The sequence below is a fragment of the Novosphingobium guangzhouense genome (assembly GCF_002896965.1).
Lineage (GTDB): Bacteria > Pseudomonadota > Alphaproteobacteria > Sphingomonadales > Sphingomonadaceae > Novosphingobium > Novosphingobium guangzhouense.
The window spans coordinates 232,249-250,775 of record NZ_LYMM01000002.1; the positions used below are offsets into that span (position 1 = coordinate 232,249).

Consider the following 18,527-nt stretch of genomic DNA (forward strand, 5'->3'; position numbering starts at 1 on the left):
CTCCTGATGGAAAGGATCAGCGCTCGCCGAGGAGGCGCTGGTTGAGTTCGAATGCGCGCTGGGGCGTGATCGCGGCCGCGACGGCAGGGGCAGCGACGCTGGCGAGGTGCTCGGCCGCGCGGCGGCAGGCGCGGCGCCAGTCGGCCTTGCGATGCGCCTGGTGGGCGTCGATGATCGCGGTGCGGATATCGCCGGGGAGTGCGGCGTAGTGCTTTTCGCACAGGCGCTGCCAACGCTTGCGCGTGGTATTGCAGCCGGGAACATCGCAAAGGTGGGCCTTAGCCATGGGCAGTCTCCATCGTGTTGAGGAAGGAATCGAGGTCGATGCGCGAGTGCGGCGGCCCGCCCCACGCGTGGGGAATGAGTTGCTGGGGGAAGTGGGTGAGCGGAACGACGCTGACGACGAAGGCAGCGACCTCGCAAAAGCGCATCAGCACACGCGCGGTGGGGAGACGGACGACGCGGGCACCGAAGCTGGCGGCGGTCCTGATCGTCGCGCTGGAGAGCGCCGAGACGGCCGCGTCCTCAGTCCCGCCGATCCGCTCGACATAACGCGTTACCGCATGTGCGGTGATGATGACGGGTACCATCGTCACGCTTCCGGCATGCGAAGCGGTACCGCGTAGAGCGGTGCGCCGGCGAAGGTTGGAATGGATGGCGGCTGCAGGATTTCGATCGAGCAGGGATGGCCGGGGCGCAGACAGACAAGGCCGCGCATCTGCAGACCATGCAGCAGGCGATGGATCCCCGATTTGGACGCAAGCCCGAGATCAGCGGCGCAGCGTTGATAGCTGGGAGACACACCGCCATGTGCGAGGTGATAGCCGTGGACGTAGCGCAGGAGCGCAAGCTGGCGGACAGTGGGGGCCATGGTCAGGCTCCGATCCGCATGAGTTCGTCGATCCGCTGGCTGGCGGCATTCGCGCCGTAGGACCAGTACCGGGCGCGGAACGTCCGTGAGCTATAGGGATTGCGAGCGGGTGGGCCGTTCTGCAGTCGTTCGGCGACGACGGCATCGCGCCCTTCGCGCTTGTAGATCTCGGGCCGGATCATCGGGCGATCCAGTTTGCGATCTGCGATATGATGACCACCGCACCCATGAGCGAGGCCGCAAGCATGAGCGTGGGAAGGATGCGGCGGCGGTAGATGTTGGACAGCAAGGTAACTTGCCTCTGTAGGCGGGCAACGTCGGGATCATTGACCACGACGATGTGGCGGTGGATTTCGGGGCGCATCGACGGCTCCACGATCAGGACCAGGACGAAAGGGAGGCGATGACCGCCGCGCCGAGCCACGCCACGGCAGCGAGACCGATACCGATCGCGGTGGTCAGCAAAGCGATGCGCAGGACGGGCGATATGTCGGCCGCGCTTGGGTGCCGCGGGGCGCACTGAGGACAACGGCAGTAGATGGCATGGATACGATCCCTGGACATCAGGCAGCACTCCGGAGCAGAGCCGGGGCGGCATTGGCCGCCCCGGCATTCTTGCGCGCCAGATCAGCGCGGATCTTGTGGGTGATGGCGGCGAAGAAGTGGGTTTCGCGCTCGGGCTCGAGATGCCAGCGCATCGCGATCACATGCTGCGCCTGCAGCGCGAGTTCGCGGGTGAAGCCGCGACGTTCGCCGGCGATCTGTGCGATCGTGTCGAGGCTCCCATCGAGCGCAGCTTTTCGGGCATCGAGCGTGGGGAGGGACGCGCCCTGGCCTTCGCCGGTGACGATCCAGCGCCAGTCGGCGACGATCGCGGCATAGATGGCGATGGTGCTGTCGGCCTGCGACTGATCCATCTTCCCGGCCCTCACCAGTTCCGGGAACCGCTTCTGGCGGGCGGCCAGCATGCTTTCGGCCATGGCGAGCAGATCCGGGTAGTCCCCGGCCGCCCAAGGCGTGTCACCTTCTACGGTCAGGCTGCGCCAGATGCCGACCGTGAAGCGGTCCATGAAGGTGCGGGGGCGGTTCATATGATCCGCTCCGCCTTCTTGGGCTGTTCGAACATCCAGCAGGACATGACGCGCCCTGCCGGGTTGTTGACGTTCTTCGTCGCGATCCATTTGCGCGATTTTGAATTGCGCAGCAGCTTCTTGAGCTGGTCCATGTTGGGCGGGGCGATGCCGGCATTGCGGCAGCGGGCTTCGAAGTCGACCAGGTTGACCGCGATGTAGCTGTCGCGTTCGCGGTGCTGATTGACCGATTTGCCTTCGCCATGGTCCTCGGGCTTTTCCCGCTCGAGCAGGTATTGGACCTTGTCCCAAAAGTCGGAGACCGTGGGGTGATCGCCGCCGCACGAATTCTGGCGATCGAGCGCCATCGCATCGACCAGCTGCAGCGTCTCCGCAATCCAATCGGCCCGGACGGTGGGGAACAGGTGGACGAGGGCCTCAACGCCGGCCGCCAGCTGGCTGTGGCACTTGATGGGGCGGGTGTTGCTGAGCCCTTCCACCCGCTTGCCCATTTCAGCGTCGTGATGGGCGAAGCGATCGAAATAGAATTTGAGGTACTTGGCCTCGTTGCAGATAACGTGGACGATGGTCCCGGAAACCGACTCGATCGGCCAGTTTTCCAGCTGCACCGCTGCCGTCTTGGTGGCCGGTGACCAGCGCGACTTGTCGATGTCCATCGACATGAGGCGCTCCAACACGGCAGGGATCGCATCGATCCGCTCATTCTGCATGAGGTAGATCGAGCCGAGGAAAGGAGGCTCGGAGGTTTCGAAGCCGCCACTCTTCTGGCCGGTGCCGCGCGGGGATCGGCCGTTGTAGAGGACCAGCAGCTCGTTATAGTCGAACTGCTTATAGCCCTTGGCCTTGTCATCATCGCGGCCGCCCTCGATCAGGCCGACCGGAAGGTTGGCGACCTTCATCAGACTGCGGGCGAGGAACGCCGTAGTGCCCTTGTTGGGATCGAACCCTTCGTATCCGGCGCGGCCTGCCAGCTTCCACAGGAATTCCACCAAGGTGGATTTGCCCGAACCGGGAAGGCCGGTGATTTCCAGGAAGCCGAGCGACTTCTGCTTTTCGCGGATCTGCACCGCGAAGAAGGACATGGTGAAGAAGGCGAGGGCGATCAGGCCCTTCGGCCCGAACGCGGTCCACAGCACTTCTACCCAGTCATAGGTGATCTTGTCCGCATCGTATTCGATGTCGAGAATGCGTTCCGCGCTGCGCAGCTTCACGGCTTGCTTGCCGAAATCGAAGTAATTCTCGGAGTTGAGCTTGACGACACGGCCCTTGCGCACCGCCATGTCACCCAGCAGCCATGCGCTGTGCGTGGCGGAGTACCCGGTGAAGGGGATGGGCTCGACCACCTTGAGGGCGCGGGTCTGGTTGCGGATGATCCGGTCCAGCTGTTCGCCGGATCCCATCCACGTGCCGGCGAACGCCATGAGGCGCTTCTTGAACTCGCCCGAGTTGGCGCAAGCTGACGATGAAAAGCGTGCCTTTACCGGCGTGTCGTCATCGGGGAAGTCGATCTGCAGGAAGTAATTGGTGTCGTCGGCGATCTCGTCCCGCTCGCGGTAGAGGAGCCGGAACGCGCAGTTGCAGATCTCCTCGAGCTGCAGGTTGCGCTTCTGGTCGCCGTCGTCGCCTTCGTAGTTGACCTTGCACCACCAGAGGCGATCGTCGAAACGGAAGTCGAATGACGAGAACTTGAGGCCCTCGTGCAGCATCTTGGCCTTGGCCCGCGCCGAATCCGCCACGGTGACCGCGCCATTCCATAGATAGCGCTGGATGGTTTCAGGGCCGAGCGGTGCGCGATCCTTGTCGCCGCGCCAGTCGAGATGCTCGAGGAGGAGGTCGTTCCAGTCCTTCGTGGTGCCCTCGCCATCGGGGCGCACCTGAGCGGCAGTGGCCGTCCAGCCTTCCTTCTTGGCCCGCTTTACGAAGCGGCGCGACCAGACGACGCCGGCGGCGCCGGGATCGTAGGCGAAGACGAGACGGGGGCGGGTGGCGCGCTTAAGGCGCTGCAACTCCCCGCGAAGCTGGCTGAGGAAGTGCTCGGGCCAAAACATGCAGGACATGCCGGACACAGCCAGTATGTCCGCGCCCTGGTAAAGCGCGGCAGCGTTGAAGATGCCCTCGGTGATCCAGATGTCTTCTGCGAGCGCCAGCTGCTCGAGCGTGATCTTCGGCGGGATCCAGCAGTGCCCGCCCGGCTTGCCGCCATATGCGAAATGGGCCTTGCCGGAGAACCGGCCCGGCTTGTCGATGATCCGCTCCCAATAGGTATCGCCCACCTTGAAGCGCACGGTGGCGCTGGTGTTGCCCGTCTTGGCGTCCCGATAGGTTTCCTGCGTATAGCTACCGCGCAGGTGCTGCAGATCGAGGCCGCGCCCGTCGCGCAGGTACGCATCCGCCGCAGCGGTGGGGTCATCGTGCGTGACGGGGTGACGCGTGGACCATTCTTCGAACAGTTCGGGCAGTAGGTTGCGGACGCTGTCTTCCCAGCGGCAATTTCCCTGCCGGCCGCAACGCACGATCTTGGGTTCGACGGCGGCGCAAAAGGCTTCGTGCTTGCCGCACTTCGGGCACTTGCCCTCGCGCAGCCATTCTCCGGTGTCCTTTCGGAAACCGAACTGAGACTTGAGATCGCGGATGATGTCGTCTTGCAGGCTCACCGGGTGGCGTCCTCGCAAGCGACAGTCCATTCGAAGACCATGCCGAGCCAGCGAAGGGTTAGCGTCCACCCCTCGGCCTGCCAGTCGTCGGCACCGATGGTGCAGCCGACTAGCGAGAGGTGCGGCAAATATGTGCGGAACTTAGGCAAAGCTTCCCCCTCGGCCGCAGCGCGGCCGTGAAAAATCGTCATCGGTTTGGGTGGGTGGCCCCGGCCGTCAGGCCGAGGCGAACATGCTTATCTGGCTGTCATCGTCCGGCCCGTCGCGGCTAGGCGGCAGGACGTGCGGGATCTGTTCCGCAGGGCATTGCGGCAGATCGAGGTCGGGCCGGTGGATCAGGCCGGGGTTGAAGCTGTGCACGAACACGATTTCGGACATGAAGGTGTGTCCGCAGCCGGTGTTGGTGCAGTGGGCATGCAAGTGCTTGACCGTCGCCGTCACCCGCGTGCTGCGACGGATAAAGCACGGTGCTTCGCACTTCGGACAGGTGATGAGCGCACTATCCTTCGACAGCGCGCCCCCGGAGCGAAGGCGGAATTCCAGCGGTGCATGGATCAGCGGCCCCCCGCGAAGTATCCCCTCGCCACTCATTTTCGTGTGTCCTCCGCTTCCTGCTGGTCCAGAATCGAGAGCCCATCGGTCAGGCTCTGGATCGCTTCGTGAAGTTCCTGCTGCGCCTGGCGGCGCACGCGCGGGTCGCCCGAACTGGCGGCGGCGATCAATGCGGCGATGGCCTCGCCGGTTTCCTTCGCAGCGTCGCCGGCGACGGTGATGAGGCAGGGGTTGGGCGCTTCGCGGTTCGCCAGATCGATGCGCAGGCCGTGGAGGCGGTGGAACGGGGCGTAACCGCCACCGTGTTCGATAAAGGCCCGGTCGAGCCGTTCGGCATCGATCAGCCGGATTTCCTTCTCGCAGTCCGGATCGGACCAGTAGCGCACGGTGCGGTCGGAAGTGACACCGCAGATCGCGGCGCAACGGTCCCACCCGATCTGCGCGGCGATCTCGGTGAGCGTTCGCTCGTAAGTAAGCGGTTCGCGTTCCTTGGTCACAGGCGCGCCCCGTTCGAAATCTGGCGGCGATTGACCGCGACCCGGCGAGTCCGCGCGTCTACGCCGTTGCTGCGGGCACCGGCGCGCTGATCGATGCCGGACCAGCGAGAGGACGCCTCGGGCATTTCGACAGGGTAGATATCGGGGCGAAGATGATGACGAGAGACGCCGGTCGCGGCCTCCACGCGGAGCACATATTCGGCGGGAAGCCGCTTTGAGCTTTGGACCCATTTCCAGACGGCGGTGGATGACACCTCCGCCATGCGCGCAAGAGCGGATTGCGATCCTGCGATCTCAACTGCGGCCATCAAAGCCTCATAAGGCGTCATGTCTTCAACCATGGTTGCAGCTATGTCGCACACTAAGGTTGCCGTCAACCACCAAATTCATAGAGCGTAGTTGCAACTTCGGTTGTAGGGCATTCCCGTGATACTACCGGATCGCCTTAATGCCGCTCTCAAAGCTCGGGATCTAAGCCAAGCGGCTCTCGCGCGCGCTGTTGGCGTGAGCTCGACGATGATCAACAAGCTGGCGCGCGGAGAAGCGCGCGAGAGCGCGCACATTTACGCAATCGCTAAGGCGCTTGGGGTAACCCCTGAATATCTGTCAGGTGATAGCGAAGAAATATCAGGCGATGTTGCCCGTCATACTTCGCGTGATGTCAGGGCGCTTGATGAAGATGAAATTGTAGAAATCAAGGAACTTGATCTCGCTTTTGGCATGGGTGGCGGGAGCTACCTTGATCTTCCGGTAAAGGAAAAGGGCCGGAAGATCGCGCGTGATTGGCTGCGGCTTTACACCAACTCCCCTGCCAGCCGGATTTTTCTCGCACGAGGGATTGGGGACTCGATGTCGCCAACCATCCAGAATGATGACGTCGTAATCATCGATACCGCACAGACTTTAGTCGGCATGGGTGACCAGATCTGGGCAATTTCCTACGGCAACTTCGGGCTGATCAAGCGCCTTCGGCCTCTGCCTAGCGGCGGGATCAAGATCATGTCGGACAACCCGCATGTCGAATCAGAAGTCGCTTACGATGGTGAACTGCACCCGATCGGAAAAGTCGTTGCAATCATTCGCAAGATGGCGGGATCATGAAGTTCGACAACCCTCTTGTCGCGGTATCCCTCGCCGTGGTCGGCATTGAATTCGACAATCGTGATGGTTCTAACCGTCGCTTTGCACTCGCGATGTGTGAGGTCGGCGACCGAATTGAGCTTCGGCTTGAGCCTGATAACCCCGCCGATGAAAATGCAGTTGCTGTCTACAGCGCGGGCGGAATGCAGATCGGCTACATTACTTCTGTGCGGGCAGTTCGCATCAGTGCGCTGTTGCGTGACGGGCGTGAAATCCAAGCCGTTCTACAACGAAAGACCAAATTTGGCGCGTGGATCCGCGTCGCGTTCGACGGGGAACGGCCTGCGCTTACCTCTGCGATGCTGGAAGATCATGACGAACCGGAGGCAGAGCCGGTGCGTGAAGAGCCAGATTTCTATCCTGATGAAGTTTGGCCGGACGACTAAGCGTTCGGTGTTTACGTAAGGGGGATCATTACGTGAGTGAAAACAAGAAGGCGGGCATAGGGAAGAAGCTCGGCATGGGATGCCTTGTTGTTTTGGGCATCTTTGTCGGCTTGGGTGTGCTCGGTGCGATCGTAGGCGACAAGGATAAGGATCAATCGACACCGATCGCATCATCAAGCAAACCTCTGGAGGCACAGCAAGCCAACCAGATTGTGGGGGAGCCAGCTGATAGTCTAACTGGTCCTCAGCGAAACGCAGTACGGTCAGCAACGCAGTATATCGAACTGTCTGGGTTCTCGCGACGCGGTCTCATCGACCAGTTGTCGTCCGAATATGGCGCGGGTTTTGATGTTTCTGACGCAACCATCGCAGTGGATAGCCTGAACATCAACTGGAATGAGCAAGCTGTGAGGTCTGCGAAGTCTTACCTCGAACTATCTGGGTTCTCATGTCGGGGACTTATCGAGCAGCTAATGTCAGATGCAGGGGCGCAGTTTTCAAAAAGCGAAGCTACCTACGGTGCTCAGCAAGCGGGGGCATGCTGAACCGAAATCAAAACTGATCGACGGTTACGAGTTTACAAAAGGGAAGGGCGAGAAATGAATAATTCTGAAGAAGAAAGTGTCTTTGGCGTTTTTATGAGCGGGGACGATTACCAAAAGCATTCCTATCAACCGCGCCCCTCTACTCCTCGTGAGAGCGGGGGTGGCGCAAATTCCCAACCCATGCCCGCGCCCGCGCCTTCCAGCCCGCCTCCTCCTCAGCGCGGGGATTGATCGGGTTCAGACGCACGGCGATCTTTCTAACGCGATCCTTCGGGATGTAAGTGACCATTGCGCCCCAATCGTCGCTGAAAGTCCCGAGGGCTTCGCGGTCTTCTCCCTTTGCTGTTGTAGTGCGGTCTACGTACATGAGGATGTCGCCGGTGGTCCCCAAGACGTAAGGCCCGAAAGGGAGATGGCCAACGCGTGCAGCGTTCGAGCAGTAAAGGTAGCGGCCATCGTCTAGTTCGACTGTTAGTTGGGTCGGGCCGTGGTCCGTCACTTCGAACAGACGATCCCATGCATTAGGCGTATCATCTGACCAGGAGTAATTCGCCCTGGCGGCTAACCGACGCAAGCCGGAGCGGATCACGGCCCGCCAGAAGATACCGGCACCGATGCTGGCGAAGAACGCGGTGGATCCGCGTATCCAACCTGCGATCTGCCACGGCAACGTAAGCACTAGCAGTGCAACCAAGCCAAAAGCCAGCGAGGCGAAGATCGTATCGGTCGCCTTATGATTGTAGCGGATGCCGAGATAGGCGATCAGATACCCGCAATATCCGCTGGCGAGGACCAATTGAGTGGTCCAAGGCAACGCGGCTAGATCGGTAAAGGTTTTCGGGTCCATCTGGTCCTCCTGAGGCGTGGATGACGGTCAAGCTGGCAGATATCAAGCGCTCTCGAGCGTGATGCGTTGCTTCAATCCAGCGCTTCCCATGGTGGTATCAACGGATGCTACCAGCCATGTGATGGCGTCGATCGTCGTGTTCCAGCCCGATAGTGTCACCCGCAAGTTAGGCTGGAGCCGCGTGTCGGCAGTCGCCAGCTCGTATTCGAACTGGAATGCGCCGCGCTTGCGCTTCGCGGCCTCTGCATCCGTGGCCTGCTGGGCATCGGCCTCGCTTGCATAGACCCGTTTCAGGCGCTTCTTTTTCCCGCTCCCGGTGGATACTTTCTCCTTTTTGCCGGTGACCTGATTGTGCCACGCGGCTTCCGCGCCGCCATATTCGTCCCGCTGCGCGCGCGTGAAGCGCCAGGACCACCCATCGCGCTTCGTGAGGGCGAGGGAGCGCAGCGTGGCACCGCTGGCGGTGGTGGCGCTGCCCACCGGCATGAAGATCAGGTTGCGATCCTTCCAAGTCGCCACGGCATCATAGCGACTGCCGAGATCCTTCACGAAGGCCATGTCGCTTTTGCCGTGCTGATCGATTGCGGTGATCGCCTTGTCCGCCAGATCGGGATGGACCTTCGCAGCGATTCCGTTGCGGGACGCGATGTCCTGCAGGATCGCGCCGACGGTGGTGTTCTTCCATGCGGTGGTGCGGCGTTTGCGATATTCGCCATTCAGGTCGGCGGAGCGGGCGCGGATCTGTACCTGGTCGGGCGGGCCGGTCAGTTCCACTTCGTCCACGGTGAATCGCCCTTTGTCGACCAGACCGACCGTCACATCCGTGCCCGACTTCCACCCCAGCGCGAGCGAAATAACCTTGCCCGGTTCGGGCAGGGCTAGTCGCCCGTCCGCGTCGTGCAGCGTGAGCGACAGTTCGTCCGCCTCACCGCCGCGCTTTTCAGACAGGGAAAGACCGACAAATCGGGGATTTATCTTGTCCGCCAGATCGACCCCGTCGAGCGTGAGCCGCAGTCCCGCGATGTTGGCGTCGGCCATCAGTCCACCCGTGTGAGCTGGATCTGGAAATCGACGGCGCGCGGGATGCCGCCCGCGAGAACCATCCGGTGCGTCGTGTCGAGCCGATCGATGCGGAAATGCCCGAGAACGCGGCCGATGCCATCGACCAGTGGCCAGTTGTCGCCAGTGTCGGCCATTTCCACCAGGCGATCGAGCGAGCCATAGGTGCCGAAGATTTCGGGAACGAGGAGGCCCGCGAGTGTAATGGTATCCTCTCCGGGGCCTACGAACTGGCTGGCGGGTCGGGCCATGTGCCGATCGGTCCCTTCATGGCGCCACGCCTGGCTGCGCTGAAACTCCGAATACGCGGCAGTGTCCATGCCGAACAGGAACATGCCCAGCGTCAGCAGGTTGCCCGAGGACAAGACAGGGCTGGAAGCCATCAGCGGTCCTCGAACGCTGAGCGGCTGCGACGGGCCTTTCGCCGCTCGAGGATGTCAGCGAGACGGTTAGCCAGTTCTTCGCTGCTCTCGCCGGGAAGCTGCTGGATCGAAATATGGTAGGTATCGCCGGTGCCGGCCGACATCCCGGTGCCGCCCGATCGCGCTGCAGCTTGCATCGGCGTCAGTGAAATTGCCCCAGCAGCGGCAACGCCAGTCGCCATGCGTCCAATCGCTCGCACCGGGCCGTGGCGGTTCTTGTCGATCCCATGCTCAAGGCCCGATGTCAGGTGGCCACCCATAGTCATGAACAGCCGCGAGGGGGACTTGATACCGAAATATCGTTTGAAGGCGGTTACGCCGTTTTTCGCGACGTCGATCAGCTTCACCGCCAGCGCCATAGGATTGATGGCCATGAGCAGGCCTTGCATCATCATCGAGCCGATGTTCTTGAGCCAATCGGGCATCGCCTGCAGCTTGCCCTTCACCCACGCGACGCCGGCAGTGAAAGCCGCGTTGATCTTATCCCAATGGGTATAGACGAGATAGGCGGCACCCGCGAGCGCGGCGACGATCAGCGTGATCGCCAGCACGATCGGGTTTGCCATCATGATAAGGCCCGCCTGCATGACGCCTCTGGCAAGGAACAGGGCGGCGAAGCGTATAAGCCCGAAGCCGCGCATCGCGAGGCCCCCTGCCTGAATGGCGACGCGGGCGAATACGCCTAGATGACGCCCGAACGCAGATACGCCTTCGACCTTGCGGAAGTAGGGCAGAAGCTTGGCAATTGGACCCAGCAACCCGCCGAACGCGAACTGCGCAGCGCCAAGGCCGACGCGCAGCGCGACAAGGCCTGTCACCAACTGAAGCAGGCCGGAGGAGAGCTGGGGGTGCTCCTTTGCCCAGGCGCGGAAAGAATTGGCGATTGTGACGATCCGCTGGGATGCGGACATGACGGTGGGCAACAGCGCTTGTCCGAGCGTGACATTGACCGCTTTCAGGGCGTTGAGCGCGAGGCCGGTTGCACCCTCGGTTGTGGCAATGGCGGACAGGTACTCCTTCTGCATCGATCCGGCATACTGCGACTTGTCGGCGACAAGGGCGAAGTTCGTCTGCAGCTTGTCGAGGTTGGTCAGCATTGGCGCAATGGCCGACACCGATTCGGAGCCGAACAGGTTAGTGAGAAGGCCTGCCTGCTGCGCCTTGGGAACTTTGCTGAGGCGCTGGAGGACATCGGTGATCGCGCCGCCAGCATCCTTCTGCATCCGCTCTGCAAGGTCCGTCGCATTGAGCCCCAGCGACTTGAGGGCGGCTGCCTGGCTCTTCGTCGCGGCATCCCCCTTGGTCAGCGAAAGCATCATGTTCTTGATGCCGGTGGCGGCAACCTCTTCCTCGACGCCGACGCTGTTGAGCAGTTGGGCCATGGCTGCGACCTGAGGTGCGGTAACACCAGCCACCTTGCCCAGGGCACCGATGCGCGTGACGATGCCTGACACGTCCGTTGCAGTGCCGCCATAGGCATTGGTGAGGGCGTTGATCTGGTTTGACAGCGTGTTCACGCCGTCCTGGTTCATCGCGAATGCGGTGCGCCATTTTGCCATCATCGCCCCGGCTTCGTCGCCGGAGATATCGAAGGCGACGCCCATCTTGGCCGCCTCCTGAGCAAAGCCGAGCAGTTCCTCGCGCGGGATATTTGCGCGGCCTGCGGCAGCAACGATCGCGGCGATGCCCTCCGCTGCCATGGGAATCCGCGTGCTGAGATCGAGAACATCGTCCGACATCTGCGCGAATGCCTTGGGCGTGGGGAAGTCCACCACCTTGCGCACATCAGCCATGGCGCTTTCGAAGGTCATCGCCTGACGCGTGGCCGCGATCAACGGCAGGGACATGGCAGCGCCGGCAAGTACGCCCTCTGTGCCCTTTGAGCGCAGATCGCGAGCGCGCGAGATCATCGCTTCGCGATCGGCGTTGATCGCGAGAATGCGTCGCTGGCGTTGCAGCTGTTCGTTGGTACCGGCCAGGCGGCGCTCTAGGTCACGCTCCCGGTTCATCAGTTCGGTGACGTTTCCGGCGCTGCCCGCGAGTTCCCGCCGAACCTTCGCCAGCTCCCGTTCCAACTTCTTCGATTCGCCGGTAAGCGAGCGGATCGACGTGGAGCCCCGGCGGCCGAGGCCCACGATGTTGCGCAGCGCCCCAGACATTTTGTCGACGCCGAGGAAATTGACGATCAAAGAGAGCTTGTTGCTCACGTCGAGCCTTCCTTTGGCGTGTTCATCCGGTTCCAGATAGCCACGGCGCGTTCACGCCATGCGATCAGGGCATCGACGGGCAGGGCCTCAAGTTCGCTTAGCGGCCAATGGAAGACCGCCGCGATTTGCGCGATGAGGTCTTCGGTCGATGTTGCGCCATCAGCGCTTCCACGGCCGCCAGTTCGGCCTTCGTCATAAAAAAACCGCGCACGATCCCGCCTATCTCCGAGAGGTCTTCGGTTTCGAGGTTGTCCACCTCGTCTTCGTGCAAAGGTGGGTCGGTCACGCGCGGGATCAGCGTGAGCAAGGCGGTGATGTCGGTGCTGAGCACGTCCTGCAGGGACAGGTTGCGCAGTTCGCCGGCCTTGGGCTTGCGAATGTTGAGCGTCTCGATGCGCGTCTCGCCGCGCACGATGGGATAGGCGAGTGTAACCGTCTTGAAGCGGCTCTGCGGCTCGGTAGCGGCGGCGATATCGGCATTGTCGGCCATGTGCGGGGCTCCTGATCTGCGGGGCGGTCAGGGCCGGGAAGGGGGAGAAAGAATGCCGATCCTCCCCGGCCCACCACCTGGACGGCGCCCCGCAACAGGACCGCCCGGTGGATCTGGAATATGCGAAAAGGTCAGCCGAGCAGGATCGCCATGATCTCTGCGTAGCGATCGATGCCATCGACAATGAAAAGGCCGTTGACCATGTCGATCTCCACCTCGGTGACGCCATCCACGACGCGGCGATAGTAGGAGAGCGGTGCGGTGTACTTGTGCTCGGTACCGTCGCCAGCCTTGCTCTTGCCCTCGTCGATCTCGGTGAAACGGCCGCCGATGTAGATTTCGACCGACTGTGCGGCGGTGCCGTCGTCGGCGCGGTACGCGCCGACCAGGCGGATCGTCACGCCGTCCACCGCCGTTGTGCCGAAATAGCGGATTAGCGCGCGCTCATGGCCGCCGAAGGTGAGCGTCGCTTCCAGCGGCTCAAGGCCCATATCCAGCTTGACGCCGCCAAGCATGCCGCCGCCGCGCCAGTCTTCGGTGGCGATGGCGAGCTTGGGCTGCTCGAATTCGGCGATGCGGCCGAGATAGCTGACGCCGTCGACGTGGGCGTTGAGGTTTACGAGCTTGCGCGGGAGGCCCATGGCCGGATCCTTTCAGGGGGAAGGTCGGGTTCGGCTCAGACCAGCTGGTCCGCGAAGTCCGAGTAGTAGAAGTCGGTGATCTGCAGATCGATGGTGGGATTCTCCATCGGGGCGCAGGGGGTGAAGCGGATGCGGAACTTCGGCTTGCCGGAGGCGAGCTGAGCCGAGGTGTTGGCGTCCTTGTCGAAGAAGCACTCGGCACCGACCACCTTGCCGTCGCGGACCAGGGCGCGGAACGCGGTATTGATCTTCTCGAGGAAGTTCTTGACCTGCGCGACCGCGATCGGGTGGTCGATGAAGGGCTTGATGGTGGAGGCGATGACGTCCTGCAGCGCGTAGCTGGTCCGCGTCGCGGTTTCGAAAGCGAAGTCGGGTTGATCGTCGCCAGCCGTGGTGCGGTTGCCCCAGAAGCGATAGCCGTCCGACTGGATGATGGTGGTGACCGGGGCGTCGTTGAGGACGCCGGCGTCGGTTGACGCGTCCAGCAGATCGAAATGCACATCCTTCGTGATCGACAGGACACCGTCCATGGCAACGTTGGAGATCGTCTTGTGCCAACCGATCTCCTGGTCGATCCGGGCACGCAGGCCGAGGGCGCGGGCGACGGCATCGCCGGTCCAGTCGTTGGTGTCCGGCCAGAGCAGCATAAGTTCGCGCGAGGAGAAGTGATCGCGGTAGGTGACGGCGGCGGTAACGTCGGCGCCGATCGCGCGAGCGTAGGCAAAGCCGCGCAGCTTCTTTGCGCTGATGACCAGTTCGGTCGCGACGGCCTGCGTATCGAGGCCGGGAGCCCCGATGATGCGCGGGCGCACGCCGAGCAGGCTTTCGGCGGCAAGGAGGGCCTGCAGTCCGGTGTAGCTGCTGCCGTTGGTGGAGCCGATGACGTTGGCATCGGTCTCGGCGACGGTTTCGCCCTCCGCGACGCGCACTACCACGACAATCGGGCTGGACTGGTCGCCGATCGCCTCGAGCGCCTTTTTCAGCGTACCCAGCGAACCCGCATTGCCTGCGGCGGCATCCACGCTGGTCACCAGAACCGGCGTGTTGAGGGGGAAGGCCGCGTCGATCTCGGCTGCAACATCGTCCGGGCCGGCCATGGAGGTGGCGACAAGGCCGATGATCGACATGCTGGCGGGAGAGGCCGAGACGGTGCTGTCAGCGGATTCGGTAAGGGTGAGACCGTGGGTCATGTCGCGTCCTCAGTTCGGGATCGGGATGGAGAGGGTGACCTGCGCATTCGGCTCGGCAACGTCAGTGCGCTTGCCTGCAATCGAGATCGAAAGGGTGCCGTCCGCGAAACTGCCGGCAACGCCGATCTTCGCAATCGAGAGGCGGGGTTCCCACTTGCGGATCGCCAGCGCTGTGGCGGCGCGCATGAGCATCACGTTGGCGGCGTTGGCGGGAAAATCGATCAGGTGGAACAGCGCCGAACCGAACTCCTCGCGCATCTGGCGCGAGCCGAGCGGGGTTGTGAGGATCTTGCCGATCGACTGCGCAAGGTGCGCGGTGCCGTCGAGCTGCTGTCCGGTTGTGGCGTTCATCCCGATCATGGGAGTAGCAAGAGCGCCAAGCCACGCGTTTTATCTAGGGGCGGGCGTGGTAACGGCGGGCTTCACCCAAGCACGGGAACCTCAGGCGCAATAGGCCGTTATTTCCAACAGCATTGCGAACCCTATAGCATGCGACCCGAAAACCTTGACCCTCGCCGTTCCACCACGTCCGGCGAGGGTCTTTTATGTCAGGCAGGCGGGCCGGATTGCGCGGCCCCGGCCTGCACGCCGGAATGCTTATGGCTCTTGAGGCTGATGCCATCGGCTATAACGTCGCCGCTGGTCGTAATCGTGCCCTCCACCGTCACGTCCCCCCGGATCGTCACCCCACCGGGCGCTTCGATAGCTGCGGTTCCACCTGCCGGCAGGATAGCCGTGAGGGCGTGGGCCTCGGGGTCATAGGTGATCAGCGCACCATCCTCGAATTCAACGCCTTCGGTCAGCCCCCATGCGGGCAAGGGGAATGCGTCCTGCTCAATGCCGATCAGGGCGATGGCGGCAGCAAGCTGGCCATCGGGGCAAAGCAGGATGGCCTGTTCGCCAATGCTGGGCGGGCTCCACACCTTCGTCTTGCCGCATCGCGGGGCGAGCCAGCGGATCGGGGGCGTGGTTGCGCCACTATCTTCGTCGTCTTCATCGCCGTAGAGCACTGTGCAGCGTTTCGCGGCCAGGTCGACAGAGGCGATCGTTCCGAGACGGATCAGCTCCGAAAGGTCGGCGGGAATGTCCTCCTGGTCTTTCATTCGGCTCCCCCCGCCCGCATCCGGGCGTCATGATCCCTGATCGCATCGACCTTCGCGGCGCAGCGCTTGAATGCCTTGATGTAGATGCTGCGGCTTTCGATTACCGACGCCACCGTCTCCTGCCGCACGTCCTGGACGGTGCACGGCTCCATGAGGCCGGCCGGTATGCCTTGATAGGAGGGCGGCGCGGCGGAGACGACTTCACCTTTGCTGCTCGAGCAAGCGGCGCAGATCATCAGGCAGGCGACGGGCCATGAGTTCGCGAACTTGCGCATTGCTGTTCTCCAGATCCTTGAGTTGCGCAGCGGCGGCGACGTTCTGCCCCTCGATCAGCGCGAGTTTGTCCTGCAAAAGCAGGACGTTCTTCTGTTCGAGTTCGCGAAGCTGGTTCTGCTTGGCCGCGTAGGCGGACCAGCCCTTGTTGGCATCGGACAGATCGCCGATCTGCCGGTCCTTCACTGCCATTTGATCGTTCTGGCGCTGGATGTGCAGATAGCCGATCACGGTCGCGCCGATGCCGCAGACGGCTAGCACGCCCACCATGGCGAACAGTTCGGATTTCCACGGGGCCAGTAGGTTGAGAAGCCACTTCACGGGCGATCCTCCTCTTGAGCCTTGGCGGCACGGACGCGCTTGTCAGTGTTTGCGCGCAGCTTCACGCCAAAGCGTTCATAGACGAAGCCCTCCAGAAAGCCGATCGTGACGTTCGCCCCGAGCCATCCGAAGACGCCTACGATAGGGCCGGTCCACAGAGGATCGATCTTCATGGCCTGGCACATCAGCATGACGAGGAAGCCCACGAAGCCAGACGACACGGCCTCGCTCAGCGCTCGCCACCCGTTAAGGGGGTTACCCTTGTCGTATTCGCGCATGACATAGGCCAACAGGCCCCCCACCGCGGCGAGGATGGTATATCCCACCGCCGTCAGCCAGGCGCCCAGATCGAAATTTTCCATTAGCCCCGTGCATCCTTCATGCGGCGGTGAGGAACTGATCGTTCACCCACGCCGTCTTGCCCTGGTAGGTGATGCGAACCCAGTCGCCGGTATCCTCAAGCACGGTGACGGCCGTGCCGCGCTTCAGCGATCCCAGCTTCGCGGCGGAGGTTGATGGACCACTGCGCACGTTCAGACCGGAACCGGCGTTGACCACGCGCACATCGGCCTTTGCGACGGGTAGCGGCTGCTTGACGCATGATGGCGCCGCGCTCTCGTAGAGTGCCGCTTCGTCAGCGCGGCGGCTCTTGAGGCCGTTCATCGGCTTGCCATCATTGTAGATCCAGCGGGGGAACTGATCGGCGGCATCGCCGAACCGGCCAGCCTTGTGCATCTGGCCCAGCGTCGACGACGCGATGGCCCCGGTATTGTAGTGGAACGACACCAGCGCATCGAACTGGTTCTGCGTTGTCGGCGCAGCGCCAAGGAACGCGGCGACTTCCTCGACATACTCCACGATGTCCACGTCGAACCGCGCATCGCACTGCGCCTGCGTCCAGATGACACCGGGCTTCACGTCAGGGCCGGTCGAACCCCATCCGATGGTCCAGGGCTTGCCATCCTTGCTGCCGGGATCGGGATAGGCGTCGAAGCGGCCATCGGCGCGCTTCTTCCCGCAGCCTTCCCATTTCTTGATGAGCGTCGCGCCAGCCGTGTCGAGATGGTACGTCATGTGTGTCCTCCTTCGACGTCGTCAGGCTGCCACCAGCCCCGGTTTGTAGATGTCGAGCAGCGCTTGCGTGATCTCGATACGCAGGTCATCGTTGGCGGGAAGGTTCAGGTCGAACGGGACAATGATGATCTCGAAGATATCACCGCAGAAGCCGCCGGTCGGACCTTGCGTCGGCAAGCCCGCAGCCCCGACGCGCAGATAGCGATTGCCAAGCGTTGTATTAAGGCTGGTGAACGCGCCGCCAACACGGCTGTCGTCGAGAACACCATCAACCCACAAGCGCGGAATGCCGCCCGGAGCCGGCACGCAGCCGGCAGCGACGTGGATCAGCCCATCGCGCTTGTCGCCGCCCACACTGGTACGGGCACCATCGCCCTTGTCATGGAAGTTGAGAACTCCGTCGCCTGCGGCCTGGTTGCCAACGCGCATTCCCCACCAGCGGGCGTTGCCAGTCGCGTAGATTTCGCTTTCGTTGAGCTGGGCACCGAAAAGAAATCCGCCGCTTTCGGCTTGTTCTGTGACAAGAGGGCAACGAAAAACCTTGACGATGGAAAAGCTACTGTCGGGGATCATCTGTGCCGTTGGGGTCAACTCCAGTGAGCCGCAATCGGTCGCCATCAGAGGCAGAAAGGTTGCGCCCGTTCCTGCTCCGCTGGTGTTGATCTGCTGAAGAACCGCAGCGGGCTGTTCCTCGAACTCACCGTAATCCTCGATCACGAAGTTGCTGTCGTTGCTGAAGGCTCCGGTGGTCGCGCCGGTCTTCCGGATCACGACTCCGCCAGTAAGTTCCACCGTATCGCCGGGTGCATACCCGGCGCCCCCGGCCATGGTGAACAAACCCGCCAGCCTCAGGGTGCGGCGGGTACCGTCATATCCGAAGCGCAAGAAATTACGACCGACCTGCAGATCGAGCCCCAAAGTGGGCTTTGCGGAACCTGCCGCCCGGAAGCTGTTGGGGAACATGTCCGTGTCGAGCAGATGCTTCCAGCGCGCGGGGAGAGTTGAGCCTTCCTTGAGGCCCTCCGCCATCCCGGTTGCAGACCACCATGCGGTGATCTTGCCGCTGCGCAGCAACTGTACCAGCGCCTGATTGTAGATCATCGGAAGCGACTGTTCGTCGATGCTGTCAGCGCCAGTACGTTTGATCGAAGGCATGGAGATGGT

At 62.5% G+C, this 18,527-nt stretch carries 30 protein-coding genes; 3 read left to right on the forward strand and 27 right to left on the reverse strand.

Annotation, left to right across the window (positions count from 1 at the left end; translation table 11 throughout):
- Window positions 1-16 precede the first annotated feature (16 nt).
- The 12 genes from A8V01_RS02590 to A8V01_RS02640 all read right to left on the reverse strand — a co-directional run bounded on the left by A8V01_RS02590 (window position 17) and on the right by A8V01_RS02640 (window position 5,973).
- Window positions 17-286: a hypothetical protein gene (locus A8V01_RS02590; protein WP_103094389.1), complete on the reverse strand. Its 270-nt coding sequence runs from the start codon at window positions 284-286 to the stop codon at window positions 17-19.
- Window positions 279-590 carry a hypothetical protein gene (locus A8V01_RS02595; protein ID WP_103094390.1) on the reverse strand — a complete coding sequence of 104 codons (312 nt, stop codon included), beginning with the start codon at window positions 588-590 and terminating at the stop codon, window positions 279-281. Before A8V01_RS02595 ends, A8V01_RS02590 begins: the two co-directional genes overlap by 8 nt.
- Window positions 591-592: 2 nt before the next feature.
- A complete protein-coding gene (locus tag A8V01_RS02600) occupies window positions 593-871 on the reverse strand; it encodes a LexA family protein (protein ID WP_103094391.1) in 279 nt (92 codons plus the stop codon).
- A gap of 2 nt (window positions 872-873) precedes the next feature.
- A complete protein-coding gene (locus A8V01_RS02605; RefSeq protein WP_103094392.1) occupies window positions 874-1,053 on the reverse strand; it encodes a hypothetical protein in 180 nt (59 codons plus the stop codon).
- Window positions 1,050-1,235, reverse strand: coding sequence for a hypothetical protein (locus A8V01_RS02610; RefSeq protein ID WP_146037159.1), 186 nt, complete (start codon window positions 1,233-1,235; stop codon window positions 1,050-1,052). Before A8V01_RS02610 ends, A8V01_RS02605 begins: the two co-directional genes overlap by 4 nt.
- 14 nt (window positions 1,236-1,249) lie before the next feature.
- On the reverse strand, window positions 1,250-1,435 hold the full coding sequence (locus tag A8V01_RS28025; RefSeq protein ID WP_146037160.1) for a hypothetical protein: 186 nt from the start codon (window positions 1,433-1,435) through the stop codon (window positions 1,250-1,252).
- Complete coding sequence (locus tag A8V01_RS02615) at window positions 1,435-1,962, reverse strand: hypothetical protein (protein WP_103094394.1); 528 nt, start codon at window positions 1,960-1,962, stop codon at window positions 1,435-1,437. Before A8V01_RS02615 ends, A8V01_RS28025 begins: the two co-directional genes overlap by 1 nt.
- The gene (locus tag A8V01_RS02620; RefSeq protein WP_103094395.1) at window positions 1,959-4,616 is read right to left on the reverse strand and encodes a toprim domain-containing protein; all 2,658 of its coding nucleotides are present in this window, start codon (window positions 4,614-4,616) and stop codon (window positions 1,959-1,961) included. The genes A8V01_RS02615 and A8V01_RS02620 overlap by 4 nt, the downstream gene beginning before the upstream one ends.
- Complete coding sequence (locus A8V01_RS28435; protein WP_170065812.1) at window positions 4,613-4,765, reverse strand: hypothetical protein; 153 nt, start codon at window positions 4,763-4,765, stop codon at window positions 4,613-4,615. The genes A8V01_RS02620 and A8V01_RS28435 overlap by 4 nt, the downstream gene beginning before the upstream one ends.
- A gap of 67 nt (window positions 4,766-4,832) precedes the next feature.
- Entirely contained in the window at window positions 4,833-5,207 is a 375-nt protein-coding gene (locus tag A8V01_RS02630; RefSeq protein ID WP_103094397.1) for an ogr/Delta-like zinc finger family protein, read from the reverse strand.
- Window positions 5,204-5,665: a hypothetical protein gene (locus A8V01_RS02635; protein WP_103094398.1), complete on the reverse strand. Its 462-nt coding sequence runs from the start codon at window positions 5,663-5,665 to the stop codon at window positions 5,204-5,206. Before A8V01_RS02635 ends, A8V01_RS02630 begins: the two co-directional genes overlap by 4 nt.
- A complete protein-coding gene (locus A8V01_RS02640; RefSeq protein WP_245892275.1) occupies window positions 5,662-5,973 on the reverse strand; it encodes a transcriptional regulator in 312 nt (103 codons plus the stop codon). The genes A8V01_RS02635 and A8V01_RS02640 overlap by 4 nt, the downstream gene beginning before the upstream one ends.
- Before the next feature lie 118 nt (window positions 5,974-6,091).
- On the opposite strand from A8V01_RS02640, the gene A8V01_RS02645 reads away from it, so the two are divergent.
- From A8V01_RS02645 to A8V01_RS02655, 3 genes are read left to right on the forward strand one after another with little or no spacing between them, the layout of a single operon-like run.
- The gene (locus A8V01_RS02645) at window positions 6,092-6,766 is read left to right on the forward strand and encodes an XRE family transcriptional regulator (protein ID WP_103094400.1); all 675 of its coding nucleotides are present in this window, start codon (window positions 6,092-6,094) and stop codon (window positions 6,764-6,766) included.
- Complete coding sequence (locus A8V01_RS02650) at window positions 6,763-7,191, forward strand: HIRAN domain-containing protein (RefSeq protein ID WP_103094401.1); 429 nt, start codon at window positions 6,763-6,765, stop codon at window positions 7,189-7,191. The genes A8V01_RS02645 and A8V01_RS02650 overlap by 4 nt, the downstream gene beginning before the upstream one ends.
- Before the next feature lie 32 nt (window positions 7,192-7,223).
- Window positions 7,224-7,736, forward strand: a complete 513-nt coding sequence (locus A8V01_RS02655; protein WP_211294941.1) for an Ltp family lipoprotein — start codon at window positions 7,224-7,226, stop codon at window positions 7,734-7,736.
- 139 nt (window positions 7,737-7,875) lie between these two features.
- Here the strand turns inward: A8V01_RS02655 and A8V01_RS02660 are convergent, their stop codons facing one another.
- From A8V01_RS02660 to A8V01_RS02725, 15 genes are all read right to left on the reverse strand, one after another.
- Window positions 7,876-8,583 (reverse strand): hypothetical protein, encoded by a 708-nt coding sequence (locus tag A8V01_RS02660; RefSeq protein WP_103094402.1) that lies wholly within the window; start codon window positions 8,581-8,583, stop codon window positions 7,876-7,878.
- 42 nt (window positions 8,584-8,625) lie between these two features.
- The gene (locus A8V01_RS02665; RefSeq protein ID WP_103094403.1) at window positions 8,626-9,621 is read right to left on the reverse strand and encodes a contractile injection system protein, VgrG/Pvc8 family; all 996 of its coding nucleotides are present in this window, start codon (window positions 9,619-9,621) and stop codon (window positions 8,626-8,628) included.
- Window positions 9,621-10,025 carry a phage tail protein gene (locus A8V01_RS02670; protein WP_103094404.1) on the reverse strand — a complete coding sequence of 135 codons (405 nt, stop codon included), beginning with the start codon at window positions 10,023-10,025 and terminating at the stop codon, window positions 9,621-9,623. The genes A8V01_RS02665 and A8V01_RS02670 overlap by 1 nt, the downstream gene beginning before the upstream one ends.
- The gene (locus tag A8V01_RS02675) at window positions 10,025-12,271 is read right to left on the reverse strand and encodes a phage tail tape measure protein (RefSeq protein ID WP_103094405.1); all 2,247 of its coding nucleotides are present in this window, start codon (window positions 12,269-12,271) and stop codon (window positions 10,025-10,027) included. Before A8V01_RS02675 ends, A8V01_RS02670 begins: the two co-directional genes overlap by 1 nt.
- Window positions 12,268-12,405 carry a GpE family phage tail protein gene (locus A8V01_RS29665; RefSeq protein WP_103094550.1) on the reverse strand — a complete coding sequence of 46 codons (138 nt, stop codon included), beginning with the start codon at window positions 12,403-12,405 and terminating at the stop codon, window positions 12,268-12,270. Before A8V01_RS29665 ends, A8V01_RS02675 begins: the two co-directional genes overlap by 4 nt.
- Window positions 12,369-12,761, reverse strand: coding sequence for a phage tail assembly protein (locus A8V01_RS02685; RefSeq protein WP_103094406.1), 393 nt, complete (start codon window positions 12,759-12,761; stop codon window positions 12,369-12,371). The genes A8V01_RS29665 and A8V01_RS02685 overlap by 37 nt, the downstream gene beginning before the upstream one ends.
- A 131-nt stretch (window positions 12,762-12,892) precedes the next feature.
- A complete protein-coding gene (locus tag A8V01_RS02690) occupies window positions 12,893-13,402 on the reverse strand; it encodes a phage major tail tube protein (RefSeq protein ID WP_103094407.1) in 510 nt (169 codons plus the stop codon).
- Window positions 13,403-13,437: 35 nt separating this feature from the next.
- Window positions 13,438-14,592 carry a phage tail sheath subtilisin-like domain-containing protein gene (locus A8V01_RS02695; protein ID WP_103094408.1) on the reverse strand — a complete coding sequence of 385 codons (1,155 nt, stop codon included), beginning with the start codon at window positions 14,590-14,592 and terminating at the stop codon, window positions 13,438-13,440.
- 9 nt (window positions 14,593-14,601) lie between these two features.
- Entirely contained in the window at window positions 14,602-14,943 is a 342-nt protein-coding gene (locus tag A8V01_RS02700) for a GPW/gp25 family protein (RefSeq protein WP_245892277.1), read from the reverse strand.
- Window positions 14,944-15,140: 197 nt separating this feature from the next.
- The gene (locus A8V01_RS02705; protein WP_103094410.1) at window positions 15,141-15,695 is read right to left on the reverse strand and encodes a phage baseplate assembly protein V; all 555 of its coding nucleotides are present in this window, start codon (window positions 15,693-15,695) and stop codon (window positions 15,141-15,143) included.
- Window positions 15,692-15,970, reverse strand: a complete 279-nt coding sequence (gene lysC, locus A8V01_RS28030; protein ID WP_146037162.1) for an Rz1-like lysis system protein LysC — start codon at window positions 15,968-15,970, stop codon at window positions 15,692-15,694. The genes A8V01_RS02705 and lysC overlap by 4 nt, the downstream gene beginning before the upstream one ends.
- On the reverse strand, window positions 15,897-16,289 hold the full coding sequence (locus tag A8V01_RS02710) for a hypothetical protein (RefSeq protein ID WP_103094411.1): 393 nt from the start codon (window positions 16,287-16,289) through the stop codon (window positions 15,897-15,899). Before A8V01_RS02710 ends, lysC begins: the two co-directional genes overlap by 74 nt.
- Complete coding sequence (locus A8V01_RS02715) at window positions 16,286-16,651, reverse strand: phage holin family protein (RefSeq protein WP_103094412.1); 366 nt, start codon at window positions 16,649-16,651, stop codon at window positions 16,286-16,288. The genes A8V01_RS02710 and A8V01_RS02715 overlap by 4 nt, the downstream gene beginning before the upstream one ends.
- Window positions 16,652-16,667: 16 nt before the next feature.
- Window positions 16,668-17,363 (reverse strand): glycoside hydrolase family protein, encoded by a 696-nt coding sequence (locus A8V01_RS02720; protein WP_103094413.1) that lies wholly within the window; start codon window positions 17,361-17,363, stop codon window positions 16,668-16,670.
- Between the two features lie 21 nt (window positions 17,364-17,384).
- Window positions 17,385-18,437 (reverse strand): hypothetical protein, encoded by a 1,053-nt coding sequence (locus A8V01_RS02725; RefSeq protein ID WP_146037163.1) that lies wholly within the window; start codon window positions 18,435-18,437, stop codon window positions 17,385-17,387.
- Window positions 18,438-18,527: the final 90 nt, after the last annotated feature.

Bases quoted from the DNA above. Each gene is read 5' to 3' on its own strand.
- A8V01_RS02690 (WP_103094407.1), bottom strand. From the start codon at position 13,402: ATGGGCCTCCCGCGCAAGCTCGTAAACCTCAACGCCCACGTCGACGGC.
- A8V01_RS02705 (WP_103094410.1), bottom strand. From the start codon at position 15,695: ATGAAAGACCAGGAGGACATTCCCGCCGACCTTTCGGAGCTGATCCGT.
- A8V01_RS02720 (WP_103094413.1), bottom strand. From the start codon at position 17,363: ATGACGTACCATCTCGACACGGCTGGCGCGACGCTCATCAAGAAATGG.
- A8V01_RS02615 (WP_103094394.1), bottom strand. From the start codon at position 1,962: ATGAACCGCCCCCGCACCTTCATGGACCGCTTCACGGTCGGCATCTGG.
- A8V01_RS02670 (WP_103094404.1), bottom strand. From the start codon at position 10,025: ATGGCTTCCAGCCCTGTCTTGTCCTCGGGCAACCTGCTGACGCTGGGC.
- A8V01_RS28025 (WP_146037160.1), bottom strand. From the start codon at position 1,435: ATGTCCAGGGATCGTATCCATGCCATCTACTGCCGTTGTCCTCAGTGC.
- A8V01_RS02605 (WP_103094392.1), bottom strand. From the start codon at position 1,053: ATGATCCGGCCCGAGATCTACAAGCGCGAAGGGCGCGATGCCGTCGTC.
- A8V01_RS02685 (WP_103094406.1), bottom strand. From the start codon at position 12,761: ATGGCCGACAATGCCGATATCGCCGCCGCTACCGAGCCGCAGAGCCGC.
- A8V01_RS02640 (WP_245892275.1), bottom strand. From the start codon at position 5,973: ATGGCCGCAGTTGAGATCGCAGGATCGCAATCCGCTCTTGCGCGCATG.
- A8V01_RS02695 (WP_103094408.1), bottom strand. From the start codon at position 14,592: ATGACCCACGGTCTCACCCTTACCGAATCCGCTGACAGCACCGTCTCG.
- A8V01_RS02665 (WP_103094403.1), bottom strand. From the start codon at position 9,621: ATGGCCGACGCCAACATCGCGGGACTGCGGCTCACGCTCGACGGGGTC.
- A8V01_RS02715 (WP_103094412.1), bottom strand. From the start codon at position 16,651: ATGGAAAATTTCGATCTGGGCGCCTGGCTGACGGCGGTGGGATATACC.
- A8V01_RS02650 (WP_103094401.1), top strand. From the start codon at position 6,763: ATGAAGTTCGACAACCCTCTTGTCGCGGTATCCCTCGCCGTGGTCGGC.
- A8V01_RS02600 (WP_103094391.1), bottom strand. From the start codon at position 871: ATGGCCCCCACTGTCCGCCAGCTTGCGCTCCTGCGCTACGTCCACGGC.
- A8V01_RS02700 (WP_245892277.1), bottom strand. From the start codon at position 14,943: ATGAACGCCACAACCGGACAGCAGCTCGACGGCACCGCGCACCTTGCG.
- A8V01_RS02590 (WP_103094389.1), bottom strand. From the start codon at position 286: ATGGCTAAGGCCCACCTTTGCGATGTTCCCGGCTGCAATACCACGCGC.
- A8V01_RS02630 (WP_103094397.1), bottom strand. From the start codon at position 5,207: ATGAGTGGCGAGGGGATACTTCGCGGGGGGCCGCTGATCCATGCACCG.
- A8V01_RS02660 (WP_103094402.1), bottom strand. From the start codon at position 8,583: ATGGACCCGAAAACCTTTACCGATCTAGCCGCGTTGCCTTGGACCACT.
- A8V01_RS02595 (WP_103094390.1), bottom strand. From the start codon at position 590: ATGGTACCCGTCATCATCACCGCACATGCGGTAACGCGTTATGTCGAG.
- A8V01_RS02610 (WP_146037159.1), bottom strand. From the start codon at position 1,235: ATGCGCCCCGAAATCCACCGCCACATCGTCGTGGTCAATGATCCCGAC.
- lysC (WP_146037162.1), bottom strand. From the start codon at position 15,970: ATGCGCAAGTTCGCGAACTCATGGCCCGTCGCCTGCCTGATGATCTGC.